At 70.3% G+C, this 17,568-nt stretch carries 12 protein-coding genes; 9 read left to right on the forward strand and 3 right to left on the reverse strand.

Annotated features, from left to right (window positions below):
* Positions 1-14: 14 nt before the first annotated feature.
* On the reverse strand, positions 15-1,013 hold the full coding sequence (locus tag PV734_RS25330; protein WP_319292033.1) for an aldo/keto reductase: 999 nt from the start codon (positions 1,011-1,013) through the stop codon (positions 15-17).
* A gap of 76 nt (positions 1,014-1,089) precedes the next feature.
* Here PV734_RS25330 and PV734_RS25335 point away from each other — a divergent pair, with 76 nt between their 5' ends.
* The 6 genes from PV734_RS25335 to serA all read left to right on the forward strand — a co-directional run bounded on the left by PV734_RS25335 (position 1,090) and on the right by serA (position 11,027).
* A complete protein-coding gene (locus tag PV734_RS25335; protein ID WP_319095038.1) occupies positions 1,090-2,040 on the forward strand; it encodes a 2-hydroxyacid dehydrogenase in 951 nt (316 codons plus the stop codon).
* A 402-nt stretch (positions 2,041-2,442) separates the two neighbouring features.
* Complete coding sequence (locus PV734_RS25340) at positions 2,443-5,427, forward strand: putative bifunctional diguanylate cyclase/phosphodiesterase (protein ID WP_319095039.1); 2,985 nt, start codon at positions 2,443-2,445, stop codon at positions 5,425-5,427.
* 244 nt (positions 5,428-5,671) lie between these two features.
* A complete protein-coding gene (locus PV734_RS25345) occupies positions 5,672-7,519 on the forward strand; it encodes an acetolactate synthase large subunit (protein WP_319095040.1) in 1,848 nt (615 codons plus the stop codon).
* Between the two features lie 20 nt (positions 7,520-7,539).
* Entirely contained in the window at positions 7,540-8,067 is a 528-nt protein-coding gene (ilvN, locus tag PV734_RS25350; RefSeq protein ID WP_319095041.1) for an acetolactate synthase small subunit, read from the forward strand.
* Between the two features lie 131 nt (positions 8,068-8,198).
* The gene (gene ilvC, locus PV734_RS25355; RefSeq protein WP_059073170.1) at positions 8,199-9,197 is read left to right on the forward strand and encodes a ketol-acid reductoisomerase; all 999 of its coding nucleotides are present in this window, start codon (positions 8,199-8,201) and stop codon (positions 9,195-9,197) included.
* Positions 9,198-9,437: 240 nt separating this feature from the next.
* Entirely contained in the window at positions 9,438-11,027 is a 1,590-nt protein-coding gene (gene serA / locus PV734_RS25360; RefSeq protein ID WP_319095042.1) for a phosphoglycerate dehydrogenase, read from the forward strand.
* A 158-nt stretch (positions 11,028-11,185) separates the two neighbouring features.
* On the opposite strand, the gene PV734_RS25365 is transcribed toward serA, so the two are convergent.
* A complete protein-coding gene (locus PV734_RS25365) occupies positions 11,186-12,742 on the reverse strand; it encodes an MFS transporter (protein WP_319292036.1) in 1,557 nt (518 codons plus the stop codon).
* A gap of 96 nt (positions 12,743-12,838) precedes the next feature.
* Here PV734_RS25365 and PV734_RS25370 point away from each other — a divergent pair, with 96 nt between their 5' ends.
* The gene (locus PV734_RS25370; RefSeq protein ID WP_319292038.1) at positions 12,839-13,420 is read left to right on the forward strand and encodes a TetR/AcrR family transcriptional regulator; all 582 of its coding nucleotides are present in this window, start codon (positions 12,839-12,841) and stop codon (positions 13,418-13,420) included.
* Here the strand turns inward: PV734_RS25370 and PV734_RS25375 are convergent.
* Positions 13,417-14,643 carry a helix-turn-helix domain-containing protein gene (locus tag PV734_RS25375; protein WP_319095045.1) on the reverse strand — a complete coding sequence of 409 codons (1,227 nt, stop codon included), beginning with the start codon at positions 14,641-14,643 and terminating at the stop codon, positions 13,417-13,419. The genes PV734_RS25370 and PV734_RS25375 overlap by 4 nt on opposite strands.
* 133 nt (positions 14,644-14,776) lie before the next feature.
* Here PV734_RS25375 and PV734_RS25380 point away from each other — a divergent pair, with 133 nt between their 5' ends.
* Together PV734_RS25380 and pruA are read left to right on the forward strand one after the other, a co-directional pair.
* Positions 14,777-15,703: a proline dehydrogenase family protein gene (locus PV734_RS25380; protein ID WP_319292041.1), complete on the forward strand. Its 927-nt coding sequence runs from the start codon at positions 14,777-14,779 to the stop codon at positions 15,701-15,703.
* Between the two features lie 169 nt (positions 15,704-15,872).
* Positions 15,873-17,513 carry an L-glutamate gamma-semialdehyde dehydrogenase gene (gene pruA, locus PV734_RS25385; protein ID WP_319095047.1) on the forward strand — a complete coding sequence of 547 codons (1,641 nt, stop codon included), beginning with the start codon at positions 15,873-15,875 and terminating at the stop codon, positions 17,511-17,513.
* Positions 17,514-17,568: the final 55 nt, after the last annotated feature.

Here is a 17,568-nt window from a genome sequence, read left to right on the forward strand (position 1 = left end):
CCCTGATTCAGGGATCAGTCCCACGATCCCCGCGCCTTCGGCAGCCCCGTCACCTCCGCCAGGTCCGTCGGCGTCAGCCGCAGCCGCGCCGCCCCGGCGTTCTGCGCCACCCACTGTTCCCGTTTCGCCCCCGGTACGGGCACCACGTGCCGCCCCTGCGCGAGAACCCAGGCCAGCGCCACCTGACCCGGTGTGACATCCGGCCCGATCCGTGCCGCCACCCGGCGCAGACCCGCCACGATCGGCTGGTTCGCGGCCGTCATCTCGGCGGTGAAACGGGGATGGCGGGCGCGGATGTCCTCTCGCTCGAAACCCTCGCCCGGCACCAGCGTCCCGGTCAGGAAGCCGTTGCCCAGAGGCATCGCCGCCAGGAAGCCGATCCCGCGCGCCGCACACCACGGCAGCAGCGCGTCCAGCGACTCCCTCGACCACACCGACAGCTCGGCCTGCACCGCGCTGACCGGGAACACCTGCTGCACCCGCTCCAGTTGACGGATCGTCGCGTCGTGCGGCCGTGCCTCCGACCGGCGTCCGGGCGGCGCGCCCATCGCCGACAGCCCCAACGCCCTTACCTTTCCCGCCTGTACCAGCTCCGCCAGCGCGCCCCACGTCTCCTCGACGGGCACCTCAGGGTCCGCGCGGTGCAGGTGGTAGAGGTCGATGACATCCGTCTGGAGGCGCCGCAGCGAGGCGTCGCACGCCCGTTTCACGTACCCCGGGCGGCCGTTGGCCACGATGTGCTGGTCACCCACCAGCAGACCGACCTTCGTCGATATGAAGGCGTCCCCGCGCCGCTCCCGCAACGCCCGTCCCACCAACAGCTCGTTGGTGAACGGGCCGTACATGTCGGCCGTGTCCAGCAGGGTCACGCCCTCGTCCAGGGCCCGGTGCACGGCCCGCACCGACTCCTCGCCACGCCGCCGAGACGCGCTGTACGCCCAGCTCATCGGCATGCACCCGAGGCCGACGGCCCCCACTTCGAGCGCCGCCGCGCCGATCGTCCTGCGCTCCACGTGGTCGTGAACCTCTCTCTCCTTGCACCCCAAACCTAACCTCTGTACGCACAGGGGTTCGCCTACGCTCGTGACCATGACTGCTGACGTGTGGCTCCCCATCCCGCCCAAGGAGATCGAGGGCCTGCCCGAAGGTCCCGACTACCTGTTCTGGAACGGCGATCAGGACTACCCCGGGGACCCGGCCGACTGCGCGTTCTACGTCGTGCCGTACATGAAGTCCGTGGAGGTATGCGTACGTCCCCTGCCCGAGATGACCCGCGTCCAGGTGCTGCAGACGTTGTCCGCCGGCGTCGACAACGTGCAGCCCGGGCTCGGACAGCTGCGCCCCGGCGTACAACTGTGCAACGCGCGCGGTGTGCACGAGGCGAGCACCGGTGAGCTGACCCTCGCCCTGATCCTGGCCTCGCTGCGCGGCATCCCCGACTTCGTGCGGGCGCAGGACAAGGGGGAGTGGCTGGGCGGCTTCCGGCCGGCGCTCGCCGACAAGAGCGCCCTGATCGTCGGCTACGGCGCGATCGGTGCCGCGATCGAGGACCGGCTCGCGCCCTTCGAGCTCACGCGGGTGGCGCGCGTCGCGCGCTCTGAGCGCACCACGGCGCGCGGACCGGTGCATCCGCTCACCGAACTGCCCGCCCTGCTGCCCGAGGCCGACATCGTGATCCTCGCCACGCCCCTCACCGATCAGACAAGAGGGCTGGTGGACGCCGGGTTCCTGGCGCGGATGAAGGACGGAGCGCTGCTCGTGAACGTGTCCCGCGGGCCCGTCGTCGACACCTCGGCGCTGCTCGCCGAGCTGGAGTCGGGGCGCCTCACGGCCGCCCTCGACGTCACCGATCCGGAGCCGCTGCCTCCGGGACACCCCTTGTGGCAGGCGCCCGGCGTGCTCATCAGCCCCCATGTCGGCGGTCCGACATCCGCGTTCCGGCCACGCGCCGAGAGGCTGCTGGTGGCCCAGTTGAGTCGATTCATGAACCAGGAGCCGCTGCGCAACGTGATCCTTACGACGGGAGCGGTCGACGCGTAGTCCGGTTCGGGCACCCTCCGCATTCCCCCGTATGCGGGGTGTGTCGCTGCCGCCGTCGGCCGTCACGGAGAGTAGAGGAACTATGTCCCTGAGTGACGAGACTGGTGTATCGTCCCGACAGGGGCTGCGCCGCGAACCGTTCGGCGCCGGGGACGGACATTTCAGACTGTGAGGGGGGCGACGGGCGATGCACGGCCAATGGACGAACGATCCGACGCGGCGGGGCCGCCGACGGCGACCCTGGCGCACGGCCGCGTGCAGACGCGGCCACGGCAGCCATCATCAGCACCGCCGGCACAGCGGTCGCCCGAGGCACGCGCACACCGCGCCCCCGGCAGCCGGCACGCACCCGGCACAGTGGGACGCGCGGGACACCGGCGCGCCGCGGATCCGGAGCGTCCGGTGAGTTCCCCCGGGGCGCTGCTGGCCCGCCGACCGGTCTCCGGCGAAGGGACGAGCCTGGTCACGCAGCTCGTGCTGGCCCTGGTGTGCGCGGGATACGCCGTCGGTTCCGCGCTCGGCTGGGGCTCTCCGCGACTCGCTCTCATCATGGGCGACTTCGGGCTGAGCGCCGCGGCGGCCATCGCGGCCGTGTCCTGCTTCCTCTACGCCCGCCGGCGTATCCGCTTTCGACCCGCCTGGCTGCTGTTCGCCCTGTCGTCCGCCATGGCGTCCCTGGGCAACCTCGTCTGGGGCTGGTACGAGATCGTGCTCGACCAGGAGGTGCCCAGCCCGAGCCTCGCCGACCTGTTCTTCCTGTGCTTCGCCCCGCCCGCCATCGTGGGACTCCTGGTCCTGGCCAAACGGCCGGCGACGAAGGCCGGCTGGGTCTGCATGGTCCTCGACGCCTGGCTGATCGGCGGCTCGCTGCTCACCCTGTCGTGGAGCCTGGCCCTCGCCCAGGCGGCGAGGTTCGACGGGCCGAGCGTCGCGCACGCCGCGCTGTCGCTCGCCTATCCGCTGCTCGACATCGCCCTCGTGAGCATGGTGCTCGCGCTGCACTTCCGGCGTTCCACGGTGAACCGCTCCGCCGCGAACACCGCCATCGGCGCGCTCGCCCTGACCGTGGGCTGCGACGCCCTGTTCACCTCGCCCCTGATGCACAGCAACTACCACTCGGGCCAGCTGCTCGACGCGGGCTGGTTCGCGGGCTCGCTGCTCCTGGCGTACGCGCCGTGGGTCCGGTCCGGCCCCGGCGGGCCGGGCGGCACCGACGGGCACACGCGCGTGGTGCACGAACACCGCCCCGCGCGGCAGCACCCGGGCGGGCCCGGGGGACCCCGGCCCGTACCCCGTCAGAGCCGGACGGCCACACCCGGGCCGGGGCAACCGCCCGCACCGGGAGGCGATCACAGCCGGTATCCGGCCACCCGGCCCATCACCGGCTCGCTGGCCGCGCTCACGCCGTATCTGGCCGCCGCCGTGTGCACGCTGGGCGTCCTCTACAACGTGCTCAACGGCCGCAGCCCCGACCGCGTGGTGCTCATCACGGCGGGTGGCGTCGTGCTCGCGCTCGTCGTGCGCCAGGGCATCATGCTGCTCGACAACATCACCCTCACCCAGGAACTGGCCCAGAAGGAGAACCACTTCCGCTCCCTGGTGCAGGGCTCCAGCGACGTCATCATGATCGCCGCCCCCAGCGGGATCCTCAGGTACGTCAGCCCGGCCGCCGCCGGGGTCTACGGACGGTCCGCGGAGGACCTCGTCGGCACCGAGCTGGCCCATCTCATCCACCCGGAGGACCTGGGCTGCGTGGTGCACGAAGTGCGCCGCTTCCTCGCCGCCAGCCCCGGCGAGGAACCCACCACCCGCATCGAGTGCCGCTTCAAGTCGGGCGACGGAGGCTGGCTGAACGTCGAGTCCACCGTCAACCGGCACCACGGCGGCCTCATCTTCAACAGCCGAGACGTCACCGAACGGGTCCGCCTCCAGGCCCAGTTGCAGCACAACGCCGAACACGACCCCCTCACCGACCTGCCCAACCGCGCCCTCTTCACCCAGCGCGTGCAGCAGGCCCTGTCCGGCCGCCGCTCCACCGACCGCGGCACGGCCGTCCTCTTCATCGACCTCGACGGCTTCAAGGCCGTCAACGACACCATCGGGCACCAGGCCGGGGACGAACTGCTCGTCCAGGCCGCCCGCAGGCTCCACGACGCGGTCCGCTACGGGGACACCGCCTCCCGCCTCGGCGGTGACGAGTTCGCCGCCCTGATCGTCGGAGACGGCACCCGGGACCGAGCCGCGCGCGAACGCCAGATAGGGGAACTGGCCAACAGGCTGCGGCTCACCCTCTCGCAGCCCTACGACATCGGCGGCAACGATGTCCGGGTCAACGCCTCCATCGGCGTCGCCTTCGCCGAACCCGGCCTCGGCGCGGGCGAGCTGCTGCGCAACGCGGACCTGGCGATGTACCGGGCCAAGGCCTCCGGCAAGGGCCGCGTCGAGCTCTACGCGCCCCAGATGCAGCAGGACGTCGTACGGAAGGCGGAGCTGGCCACGCGGCTGCGTGCCGCTCTGCACGACGGCGAGTTCGCACTGCTGCACCAGCCCGTGGTCGCGCTGGAGAGCGGCCGGATCACCTCGGTCTCCGCCCAGGCGCGCTGGCGTTCCTCCCAGGGCGTCCTCTTCACGCCCGCCGAGTTCCTGCGCGTCACCGAGGACAGCGACAAGACCGCCGAGCTGGACCGCTGGATGCTGGAGGAGGCCGTCGAACAGGCCGCCGAACGCGCCGCGACCGGCCTCGCCGTACCCGTCGCCGTCCGGATGAGCGCCCGGCGACTCCTCGACCGCTCCCTGCCCCTGGGGTCGATCGAGACCCTGCTGACCCGCCACGGGCTCCCCACGGGCGCCCTGGAGATCGAGCTGACGGACACCGACCCCCGGGTCTCCCTGGACGAGCTGGAGCGCCGGCTGAACGCCTTCAGGCTGCTCGGCGTACGGATCGCGCTGGACGGCTTCGGCAGCGGCTACGCGCCGATCACCGCGCTGCGCCGGCTCCCTGTCGACGTACTGAAACTCGACCGCGGTCTGGTCGAGGGTGTCGTGGAGTCCGTGCGGCTGCGCAAGATCACCAGTGGGCTGCTCAGAATCGCCACCGACCTCGGGCTCCCGTCCGTGGCCGACGGGGTGGATCTGCCGGAGCAGGTGGTCGCCCTGCGCGCGATGGGCTGCACACACGGCCAGGGAATGGCCTTCTCCGGGCCGCTGGACGAGTACCGGCTGCGCCGGGCCCTGTCCACCGGCCGCTATCCGGTGCCCCACGGTCCGGCCGAGCCCGCGTTCGCGGGCGGCGGTTCCGGGGTGTACACAAGTACAGGTGTGCCCGCTGTTTTCGGAGGCGGAACAGCCCTCCGTTCACATAATGAGACTCCCGTCCCACCCACTTGACAGTCGGTGTGTGCCGGGGGGAGGGTCGACCTCATGCGCACCCGAATTCTCGTACTTGGAAAGCGCGTCGGCTGACGCTGGTGAACGTTTCGGACGGACCCGGAACTTCCAGCGACCGCACCCGGCGCGCTCCCCTCGCTTGCCTCACGGCACGAGGGGTTTTTTGTTGCACCGGCACCGGTCGGACAGCAACGCAGACCGCACAAAACTCGCAAAAACCCTCAGCATCGAGAAGAGAATGCCGATGACCGAGCAGGCCACCGGGGCCAGTCACCCGCAGCCGCGGCCCCGTTCCGGAGGACAGCAGTCCGCCCCCGAGCACATGACGGGTGCGAAGTCCCTCATCCGCTCGCTTGAGGAGGTCGGGGCCGAGACGGTATTCGGCATTCCCGGCGGCACGATCCTTCCCGCCTACGACCCGCTGATGGACTCCACGCGGGTGCGGCACGTGCTCGTCCGGCACGAGCAGGGCGCCGGTCACGCGGCCACCGGTTACGCGCAGGCCACCGGCAAGGTGGGCGTGTGCATGGCCACCTCGGGCCCCGGGGCGACCAACCTGGTCACACCGATCGCGGACGCGATGATGGACTCCGTGCCGCTGGTCGCGATCACCGGCCAGGTGGTCTCCAAGGCGATCGGCACGGACGCCTTCCAGGAGGCGGACATCGTCGGCATCACCATGCCGATCACCAAGCACAGCTTCCTCGTCACCAAGGCGGAGGACATCCCGAAGGCGATCGCCGAGGCGTTCCACATCGCCTCGACCGGCCGGCCGGGCCCCGTCCTCGTGGACATCCCGAAGGACATCCTGCAGGCGCAGACGACGTTCTCCTGGCCGCCGGCGCACGACCTGCCCGGCTACCGCCCGGTGACCAAGCCGCACGCCAAGCAGATCCGCGAGGCCGCCAAGCTGATCACCGCCGCCAAGCGGCCCGTCCTGTATGTCGGCGGCGGTGTCCTCAAGGCACACGCCACCGCCGAGCTCAAGGTTCTCGCCGAGCTCACCGGAGCGCCCGTCACCACCACCCTGATGGCGCTCGGCGCATTCCCCGACAGCCACCCGCTGCACGTGGGAATGCCGGGCATGCACGGTGCGGTCACCGCCGTCACCGCGCTGCAGAAGGCCGACCTGATCGTCGCCCTCGGAGCCCGCTTCGACGACCGTGTCACCGGCAAGCTGTCCAGCTTCGCCCCGCACGCCAAGATCGTCCACGCCGACATCGACCCGGCGGAGATCGGCAAGAACCGCGCCGCCGACGTCCCGATCGTCGGGGACGCCCGCGAGGTCATCGCCGACCTGGTCCAGGCCGTGCAGAAGGAGCACAGCGAGGGCCAGACCGGGGACTACACCGCGTGGTGGAAGGACCTCAACCGCTGGCGCGAGACCTACCCGCTGGGCTACGAGCAGCCCGACAACGGCTCGCTCTCGCCGCAGCGGGTCATCGAGCGCATCGGACAGCTCGCCCCCGAGGACACGATCTTCACGGCGGGCGTCGGCCAGCACCAGATGTGGGCCGCGCACTACATCCAGTACGAGAAGCCCGCGACCTGGCTGAACTCCGGCGGCGCCGGAACGATGGGATACGCGGTCCCGGCCGCGATGGGCGCCAAGGCCGGCGCCCCGGACCGTACGGTCTGGGCGATCGACGGCGACGGCTGCTTCCAGATGACCAACCAGGAACTCACCACCTGCGCGCTCAACAACATCCCGATCAAGGTCGCCATCATCAACAACGGCGCCCTCGGGATGGTCCGCCAGTGGCAGACCCTGTTCTACAACCAGCGCTACTCCAACACGGTGCTGCACTCCGGGCCCGACGACGTCAATCCGGCGGCCAGGGGCACCCGCGTCCCGGACTTCGTCAAGCTGTCCGAGGCGATGGGCTGCTACGCGATCCGCTGCGAGTCCCCGGACGACCTCGACAAGGTCATCGAGGAGGCGAACTCGATCAACGACCGCCCCGTCGTGATCGACTTCATCGTCCACGAGGACGCCATGGTGTGGCCGATGGTCGCCGCCGGCACCTCCAACGACGAGATCCTGGCCGCCCGGGACGTCCGCCCCGACTTCGGCGACAACGAAGACGACTGAGCGAGAGAGACCCCAGAGACATGTCCAAGCACACCCTCTCCGTCCTCGTCGAGAACAAGCCCGGTGTCCTCGCCCGGATCACGGCTCTGTTCTCCCGGCGCGGCTTCAACATCGACTCGCTCGCCGTCGGTGTCACCGAGCACCCCGAGATCTCGCGCATCACCATCGTGGTGAACGTGGTCGACGCGCTTCCCCTCGAACAGGTCACCAAGCAGCTCAACAAGCTCGTCAACGTGCTGAAGATCGTCGAACTGGAACCCGGCTCGGCCGTTCAGCGTGAACTCGTTCTGGTGAAGGTGCGCGCCGACAACGAGACGCGTTCCCAGATCGTCGAGATCGTCCAGCTGTTCCGCGCCAAGACGGTCGACGTCTCCCCGGAGGCGGTGACCATCGAGGCCACCGGCAGCAGCGACAAGCTGTCCGCCATGCTCAAGATGCTGGAGCCGTACGGCATCAAGGAACTGGTGCAGTCCGGCACGATCGCGATCGGGCGCGGCGCGCGCTCGATCACGGACCGGTCGCTGCGGGCCCTCGACCGGTCGGCGTAGCCGGCGTCACGGTCGGCGGACGCGGGCGGTCGGGTGATACCGGCCGCCCGTATACCGAGACCCCCGAACCTCACTTCCGCCCGCCGTCATACGGTGGGACGCAACACCTGCACTCAAGGAGAGAACCCAAAGTGGCCGAGCTGTTCTACGACGCCGACGCCGACCTGTCCATCATCCAGGGCCGCAAGGTCGCGGTCATCGGTTACGGCAGCCAGGGCCATGCCCACGCGCTGTCGCTCCGCGACTCGGGTGTCGACGTCCGCGTCGGTCTGCACGAGGGCTCCAAGTCGAAGGCGAAGGCCGAGGAGCAGGGCCTGCGCGTGGTGACCCCCGCCGAGGCCGCCGCCGAGGCCGACGTCATCATGATCCTCGTCCCGGACCCGCTGCAGGCCCAGGTCTACGAGGAGTCCATCAAGGACAACCTGAGCGAGGGCGACGCGCTGTTCTTCGGCCACGGCCTGAACATCCGCTTCGACTTCATCAAGCCCCCGGCCGGCATCGACGTCTGCATGGTCGCCCCCAAGGGCCCGGGCCACCTCGTGCGCCGCCAGTACGAGGAGGGCCGCGGCGTCCCGTGTATCGCGGCCGTCGAGCAGGACGCGACCGGCAACGCCTTCGCGCTGGCGCTGTCGTACGCCAAGGGCATCGGCGGCACCCGCGCCGGCGTCATCAAGACGACGTTCACCGAGGAGACCGAGACCGACCTGTTCGGTGAGCAGGCCGTCCTCTGCGGTGGTACGGCCGCGCTGGTCAAGGCCGGTTTCGAGACGCTGACCGAGGCCGGCTACCAGCCCGAGATCGCGTACTTCGAGTGCCTGCACGAGCTGAAGCTGATCGTCGACCTCATGTACGAGGGCGGCCTGGAGAAGATGCGCTGGTCGGTCTCCGAGACCGCCGAGTGGGGCGACTACGTCACCGGCCCGCGGATCATCACGGACGCCACCAAGGCCGAGATGAAGAAGGTCCTCGCCGAGATCCAGGACGGCACCTTCGCGCGTGAGTGGATGGCCGAGTACCACGGCGGTCTGAAGAAGTACAACGAGTACAAGTCGCAGGACGAGCAGAGCCTCCTGGAGACCACGGGCAAGGAGCTGCGCAAGCTCATGTCCTGGGTGAACGACGAGGCGTGACGCCGCCGGCCGGGCCGTGCCGCCGGTGTCGACCGGTGTCACGGCCCGGCTGTCTGTCCGGGGCCCCGCACGTGCGGGTGATCCTTTCGCACAGGCGCGAGGACGCCCTCGCCGCGCCACTACACTGCCGTACTACCTTCGCGTCAGGCCCACAGCGTCGTGCGTCTTCCACGCGGTAGCACCCTCCACCGCCTGCGGCCGTCGGGACGGCCGTCCGCATAGGACTGAGTGAGGACACACGTGAGCTCGAAACCTGTCGTACTCATCGCCGAAGAGCTGTCGCCCGCGACCGTCGACGCGCTCGGCCCGGACTTCGAGATCCGGCACTGCAACGGAGCGGACCGAGCCGAACTGCTCCCCGCCATCGCCGACGTCGACGCGATCCTGATCCGCTCGGCCACCAAGGTCGACGCCGAGGCCGTCGCCGCCGCCCGCAAACTGAAGGTCGTCGCACGAGCCGGCGTCGGCCTGGACAACGTGGACGTCGCCGCCGCCACCAAGGCCGGCGTGATGGTCGTCAACGCTCCGACCTCGAACATCGTCACCGCCGCCGAGCTGGCCTGCGGTCTGCTGCTGGCCACCGCGCGCCACATCCCGCAGGCCAACTCCGCGCTGAAGAACGGTGAGTGGAAGCGCTCGAAGTACACCGGCGTCGAGCTGGCCGAGAAGACCCTCGGTGTCGTCGGCCTCGGCCGTATCGGCGCGCTGGTCGCCCAGCGCATGTCGGCGTTCGGCATGAAGGTCGTCGCCTACGACCCGTACGTCCAGCCCGCGCGAGCCGCGCAGATGGGCGTGAAGGTCCTCACCCTCGACGAGCTGCTGGAAGTCTCCGACTTCATCACCGTGCACCTGCCCAAGACCCCCGAGACGGTCGGTCTCATCGGTGACGAGGCACTGCACAAGGTCAAGCCGTCGGTGCGGATCGTGAACGCCGCACGCGGTGGCATCGTCGACGAGGAGGCGCTGTACTCGGCGCTCAAGGAAGGCCGCGTCGCCGGCGCCGGCCTCGACGTGTACTCGAAGGAGCCCTGCACGGACTCCCCGCTCTTCGAGCTCGACGAGGTCGTCTGCACCCCGCACCTCGGCGCCTCCACGGACGAGGCGCAGGAGAAGGCCGGTGTCTCCGTCGCCCGCTCGGTGCGCCTGGCGCTCGCCGGTGAGCTGGTCCCGGACGCGGTGAACGTCCAGGGCGGGGTCATCGCCGAGGACGTCAAGCCGGGTCTGCCGCTCGCCGAGAAGCTCGGCCGGATCTTCACCGCGCTCGCGGGCGAGGTCGCGGTCCGTCTCGACGTCGAGGTGTACGGCGAGATCACCCAGCACGACGTCAAGGTGCTCGAACTCTCCGCGCTCAAGGGCGTGTTCGAGGACGTCGTCGACGAGACCGTCAGTTACGTCAACGCCCCGCTGTTCGCGCAGGAGCGCGGCGTCGAGGTACGGCTGACCACCAGCTCGGAGTCGGCCGACCACCGCAACGTCGTCACCGTGCGCGGCACGCTCGGCAGCGGCGAGGAGGTGTCGGTCTCCGGCACCCTGGCCGGCCCCAAGAACCACCAGAAGATCGTCGCGGTCGGCGAGTACGACGTCGACCTCGCGCTCGCCGACCACATGGTCGTGTACCGGTACGCGGACCGTCCCGGTGTCGTCGGCACGGTCGGCCGGATCTTCGGCGAGGCCGGGATCAACATCGCCGGGATGCAGGTCTCCCGGTCGGTGGCGGGCGGGGAGGCGCTGGCTGTCCTGACCGTCGACGACACGGTTGCCCCTGGCGTGCTGGCGGAGGTTGCCGAGGAGATCGGGGCGACGTCGGCTCGATCGGTCAACCTGGTCTGAGGTGACCGTCGCCCGGGGGCTGCCGCCCTCGGGCCCCCGCTTCGGCCTGAACGGCCTCGTCCTCAAAGTCCCCCAGAGGGGGGACCCCCAGACGGGCTGAGAGCGTGAACGCCGGGTGGACTGGTTGATCCCAGTCCACCCGGCGTTTTCGTGTCGCCCTAGACGTTGCAGTCCTCCGCCACCTCCACAGCCGGCTCCCGCACAGTCACCCCGCGCAGAGCGCGTGCCGCCAGGATCGCCGCCCCGAGTGACACCACCACCCCCGCGACGGCCGCCGCCTGCATCCCGTGGGTGTACGCCTCCCTGGCCGCCGTGACCAGCGCGTCTCCCGTGCGCGCCGGGAGCTGGTGGGCCACCGCCAGGGCGCCGCCCAGGGTTTCGTGGGCCGGGGCGGGTGCCGAGGCCGGGATGTCGTGGCGGTAGACCGCCGTACCGATCGAGCCCAGTACGGCCATGCCCAGCGCGCCGCCGAACTCCGCGCCCGTCTCCAGCAGGGAGGACGCGGCGCCCGCCTTGTCGACCGGGGCGGTGCTCAGGCCCAGGTCCATCATCTGGGACATCACGGTGACGATGCCGGCCGCGAGGACGCCCGCGCCGCCCAGCACCAGCCACATCGAGTCCGTTCCGACCAGGGCCAGCAGACCGTACCCGCAGGCCGCCGTGGCGAAGCCGCCGGCGACGACGTGGGCGCGCTGCACGCCCCGCTGGACCAGTGCGGCGGCGAGCGGTGCGGCGGCGCCGACCAGGACGGCCGGCAGCAGGCTCCACAGCGCGGCCTCCAGGGAGCTCTTGCCGAGCACCGACTGCAGGTACTGCGTGGTGAAGTACGCCGAGCCCATCATCGCGAACGCCGAGAGCAGGTTCAGGAAGACGGCCGGACCGAACCCGCGTCCCCGGAACAGCGCGGGGGAGATGAGGGGCGAGGCCGCCGTGCGCTGGCGCTGGACGAAGAGGTACGCGAAGAACAGGCCGACGGTGACGGACAGGACGTACTCCGTGTGCCAGCCCTCCGACGGGATCTCCTTGAGGCCGTAGATCACGGGGAGCACGGCCGCCATCGACAGGGGGACGCTGAGGAGGTCGAAGCGGCCCGGGTTCGGGTTCCTCGACTCGGGGAGCAGGGCCGGGCCCAGGACCAGCAGCAGCGCCATGGCGGGCAGGTTGACCAGGAAGACAGAGCCCCACCAGAAGTACTCGACGAGCAGTCCGCTCATCACCGAGCCGAGGGCGACGCCGCCGGTCATCACGCCGGACCACATGCCGATCGCCCTGGCGCGCTGTCCGGGGTCCCGGAACATCGTGCGGATCAGCGCCATCGTCGACGGCATCAGGGTCGCGCCGCCGATACCGAGGACCGCGCGGGCCGCGATCAGGGTCTCGGCGCTGTCGGCGTAGGCGGCGAGCAGCGAGCCCGCGCCGAAGGCGGCGGCGCCGATGAGGAGGAGCCTGCGGCGGCCGATGCGGTCGCCGAGCGAGCCCATCGTCATCAGCAGGCCGGCCAGGACGAAGGCGTAGATGTCGAAGATCCAGAGCTGCTGGGTGCCGGTCGGCTCCAGGTCGGCGCTGATCGAGGGGACCGCGAAGTAGAGAACGGACACGTCCATCGAGACCAGCAGCAGCGGCAGCATCAGCACGCCCAGCGCGGTCCATTCGCGGCGGCCGGCACGGGGGCCGGGGGAAGCGGTCGAGCTCGTCGGGTTCGTCGAGTTGGTCATGGCAGTGAATGTACGGGCGTCTTAAACAGTTGTCTAGAACGTTCGTGTAATTCGTTTGTCTAGGACGTTCGTATGGATCGCGGGTAGGGTGGCCGCATGGGACATCGCGAGGATCTGCTCGAAGGCGCCAAGCGCTGCCTGCTGGACAAGGGCTTCGTGCGCACGACCGCGCGCGACATCGTCAAGGAGTCGGGGACCAATCTGGCGTCGATCGGTTACCACTACGGCTCGAAGGACAAGCTCCTCGCGGAGGCGTACGTCTCCCTGGTGGAGGGGCTCTCCGACGACTTCACCCCCGCCGCGGGGACGGCCGGCGCGACCGAGCCCGGCTCGCTCGACCGGTTCCAGGAGGTCTGGTCGAACATCATCGACACCATGCAGCAGCCGGACTCCCTGTGGCGCCTGAGCATGGAGATCGTGGCCATGGGGGATCAACTGCCCACTGTCCGCGACCACTTGGCGGAGGCCCAGCGGGAGGCGGGACGCGGCATCATCCCGCTGTTCCTCGGCGGAAGGGAGGAGGACGTGCCGGAGGACGACGTCGACACCGTCGGGCAGTTCTACAACGCCCTGGTGACCGGACTCATCTGCCAGCACGTCTTCGACCCGACGACGGCACCGACCGCGCAGCAGCTCACGGAAGGGTTCCGCCGGGTCATCGCGGCGGCCAAGCCCTAGTCGGGCAGGTTCCAGGCCCGCTCGCCCTGGAGCCGCGCGCCCTTCAATGCCATGTGCAGCAGCAGGCGGTCCTCGCCCTCGTCCAGGTCCAGGCCCGTCAGCCGCTCCACCCGGGACAGGCGGTAGTACAACGTCTGGCGGTGGATGCCCAGTTCCGCCGCGGTGCGGCCGGCCTGGCCCGCGCGGTCGAGGTAGACCTCGGCGGTGCGGGCCAGTTCCTGGTGGGCGGGGGCGAGCAGGGCGAGTACGGCCGGGTCCTGGGCCGTGTCCGGGGGCAGCGCCGTGAGCAGGCGGTACGGGCCGATGGCGCCCCACTCCGCGACCGGGCCGAGGTGCGGCTGGGCAAGGGCCGCGCGGGCCGCCGACGAGGCCTCCTGCCAGGCGGTGCCCAGACCGGCGAGGCCGGTGCGCGGTGCGCCGACGCCGGCCGCGACCGCGCCCTCCGTCTCCTTCAGCAGCCTTGACGCCGCCGTGAGCGCCGGGGCGGGCACATCCGTCGCACGCAGCCGGATCAGCAGGGCCAGGTACTGCGACGCCGTGCCCCACGGCACCGTGCACACCGCCGTCGCGTGCGGCACCGTACGGGCCGAGGGGGCGTCGTCCGGATCCGCCGAGGGCCAGGGCGCCACGCACACCACCGCGTGCGGGCCCTCGCCGCGCGCCCCCAGGGCCGTACGCAACGCCGCCACCGCCATGTCCCGCTGCCAGCCGCGCTCGGCGGTCAGCACCGTCCGGAACTCGCGGGTCAGGTCGGCGCCCGCCTGCGCGTCGTCCGCGAGCAGCGCGCCGATCCGCTCCGTCACCTCCATGGCCGCCGTGAGCTGCTCCGCCGAGGGGCCCGGATCGTCGTCGAGCAGCCAGACGTAGCCGAGAACGACACTCCGATGGCGTACGGGGAGACAGATCCGTCCCCGGTACACCCCCGCCTCCGGGGTGGGCGGGATACGGACCGGGCCGCTCGCGCGTGTGATGCCGAAGCCCTCGAACCACGCGCGGACCGCCGACGTCGAGCGCCGGGTCAGGATCGAGCGGGTGCGGACGGGGTCCAGCGCCGACGCGTCGAGTTCGCCCTCGCTGTCGTAGGCGCCGAAGGCGAGCAGCTCGAAGTCGCGGTTCTCCAGCGTCGCGGGGGCGCCGAGAAGCTCCGAGATGTCGTCCACCAGCTCCTGGTAGTCGCCGTGGTGGTCGCCGCTCGCCTGGCTCATGGGGGCATTCTCGCGCATACCCACGCCGCCTTCAGACATCTGTATGAGATCTGGGGCACGGATGCGTGACAGCTGTCGATGGCCCACGATCGGAGAGATCCCTAGGTTTCACGGTGGTTCTCCGTTTACCGGCCTTTTGTGGAGGTGCCCCGTGCTGGGTCCCGTGATTCTCGCCGCCTCGCGCAGCGACCGGCTGCGCCGACTGATCTCGGCCGCCCCGGTGACCAGGCCGGTCGTCGACCGCTTCATCGCCGGCGAGACCGTCGACGACGTCGTACCGATCGTCCGCGACCTCACCGACCGGGGGCTGGAAGTCACCCTGGACGTGGTCGGCGAGGACATCACCACCCCCGAGCAGGCCTCCCACGCGCGGGACGCCTATCTGGAGCTGGTCGAGCGGCTCGGCGAACTGGGACTGGGCACCCGCGCCGAGATGTCCGTCAAGCTGTCGCTGTTCGGCCAGTCGTTGGAGGGCGGGCACGAGCTGGCCCTCGCCAACGTCCGGCCCGTCGTCGAGGCCGCCGCCGCGATCGGGACGACGGTCACGCTCGACGCCGAGGACCACACCACCCTCGACTCGATGTTCGCGATCCACGAGGAACTCCGGAAGGACTTCCCGCGGACCGGCTGTGTCATCCAGGCCTACCTGTACCGCACCGAGTCCGACGCCCGCCGCCTCGCCGAGAGCGGCAGCCGCGTACGGCTGGTGAAGGGCGCGTACGACGAGCCCGCCGAGGTCGCCTACCAGCAGAAGTCCGAGACCGACAAGGCGTACGTCCGCATCCTGGGGATCCTGATGGACGGCGAGGGGTACCCGATGATCGGGTCCCACGACCCGCGACTCATCTCCATCGCCCAGGAACTCGCCCGGCGCGCGAACCGCAAACCCGACGAGTACGAGTTCCAGATGCTGTACGGCATCAGAAGCGACGAGCATCTGCGGCTCGCCGCCGAAGGCCACCGGATGCGCGTCTACACCGCCTACGGGACGGACTGGTACGGCTACTTCATGCGAAGGCTGGCCGAGAAGCCCGCCAACCTTCGCTTTTTCGCCCGCAGCATGCTCACCCGAGGTTGACGAACGGCAGTCGCTCAAGGTTTCGGCCGGGGGTCCGGGGGCTGTCCCCCGGGAAGGCACAGCATGCGAAGGCCGGCGGAGAAGCCCGCCAACCTCCTCTTCTTCGGACGCTCGATCCTCACCAAGGGCTGACACCAACCACCCCGCTCAGTTAAGGAGTCACGGAAGCATGGACGCCGTCACCCAGGTCCCCACCCCCGTCAACGAGCCGGTGCACGGCTATGCCCCCGGGTCGCCCGAGCGGGCCCGTCTGGAGACCAGGCTCAAGGAACTCGCCGAGAACCCCGTCGACCTGCCGATGACCATCGGCGGCGCGCGGCGCATGGGCGGCGGCGAGCGGTTCGACGTCGTGCAGCCCCACCACCACAAGGCCCGCCTCGGCACCTACGCCAACGCCACCGGGCAGGACGCCCAGGACGCGATCGACGCGGCCCTCGCCGCCGCGCCCGCCTGGCGTGCGATGGCGTTCGACGACCGTGCCGCGATCATCCTGCGCGCCGCCGAACTCCTGGCCGGCCCCTGGCGCGAGACCCTCGCCGCGTCCACCATGCTCGGCCAGTCGAAGACCGCCCAGCAGGCGGAGATCGACTCCTCCTGCGAGCTGATCGACTTCTGGCGCTTCAACGTCAAGTACGCGCGCGACCTGCTTGCCGAGCAGCCGCCCGCCAACTCCCCGGGCGTCTGGAACCGTCTCGACCACCGCCCGCTCGAAGGCTTCGTCTACGCGATCACCCCCTTCAACTTCACGGCCATCGCGGGGAATCTGCCCACCGCACCCGCCCTCATGGGCAACGTGGTGGTGTGGAAGCCGTCCCCGACGCAGACCCACTCCGCCGTGCTTCTCATGCGGCTGCTGGAGGAGGCCGGGCTCCCCAAGGGCGTCATCAACCTCGTCACCGGTGACGGCATCGAGGTCTCCAAGGTCGCCCTGGAGCACCGGGACCTGGCCGGCATCCACTTCACCGGCTCGACGAAGACCTTCCAGCACCTGTGGAAGACGGTCGGCGCCAACATCGAGAAGTACCGCTCGTATCCCCGGCTCGTCGGTGAGACCGGCGGCAAGGACTTCGTCGTCGCCCACCCGAGCGCCGACCGGGCGGTCCTGAAGACGGCCCTGACGCGTGGCGCCTTCGAGTACCAGGGCCAGAAGTGCAGCGCGACCTCCCGCGCCTACATCCCGGCCTCCATCTGGAACGACGGTTTCCGCGAGGAGTTCGCCGCCGAGGTCGACCAGTTGACCATGGGTGATGTCACCGACCTCGGCAACTTCGTCGGCGCGGTCATCGACGAGCGCGCCTTCGCCAAGAACAAGGCCGCCATCGACCGTGCGAAGTCCGACCCGACGTGCACGATCGTGGCGGGCGGCTCCTACGACGACTCGGTCGGTTATTTCGTCCGCCCGACGGTCGTGGAGTGCACGGACCCGGCCAACCCGGTCTTCACCACCGAGTACTTCGGCCCGTTCCTCGCCGTGTACGTGTACGACGACAGCTCGGCGGAGAAGTACGACGCCATGCTGACCCAGATGGAGTCCGTGTCCGACTACGCGCTGACCGGCTCGGTCATCTCCGGCGACCGCGCGGCAGCCGCGTACACGATGGAGAAGCTGCGCTACGCGGCCGGCAACTTCTACATCAACGACAAGTCGACCGGCGCGGTCGTCGGGCAGCAGCCGTTCGGCGGCGGGCGTGCCTCCGGCACCAACGACAAGGCGGGCGCTCCGCAGAACCTGATGCGCTGGACCCTCACCCGCGCCATCAAGGAGACCCTGGTCGCGCCGACCGACTACACGTACCCGCACATGGGCTGACGCCGCACGGACAATGGATGACGGTTGAACGCCGGGCCCGCACCCACACGGGCCC

Source organism: Streptomyces sp. AK08-02, assembly GCF_033795085.1.
Taxonomy (GTDB): Bacteria; Actinomycetota; Actinomycetes; order Streptomycetales; family Streptomycetaceae; genus Streptomyces; species Streptomyces echiniscabiei.

Bases quoted from the DNA above. Each gene is read 5' to 3' on its own strand.
- PV734_RS25335 (WP_319095038.1), top strand. From the start codon at position 1,090: ATGACTGCTGACGTGTGGCTCCCCATCCCGCCCAAGGAGATCGAGGGC.
- PV734_RS25345 (WP_319095040.1), top strand. From the start codon at position 5,672: ATGACCGAGCAGGCCACCGGGGCCAGTCACCCGCAGCCGCGGCCCCGT.
- ilvN (WP_319095041.1), top strand. From the start codon at position 7,540: ATGTCCAAGCACACCCTCTCCGTCCTCGTCGAGAACAAGCCCGGTGTC.
- PV734_RS25365 (WP_319292036.1), bottom strand. From the start codon at position 12,742: ATGACCAACTCGACGAACCCGACGAGCTCGACCGCTTCCCCCGGCCCC.
- PV734_RS25370 (WP_319292038.1), top strand. From the start codon at position 12,839: ATGGGACATCGCGAGGATCTGCTCGAAGGCGCCAAGCGCTGCCTGCTG.
- PV734_RS25375 (WP_319095045.1), bottom strand. From the start codon at position 14,643: ATGCGCGAGAATGCCCCCATGAGCCAGGCGAGCGGCGACCACCACGGC.
- pruA (WP_319095047.1), top strand. From the start codon at position 15,873: ATGGACGCCGTCACCCAGGTCCCCACCCCCGTCAACGAGCCGGTGCAC.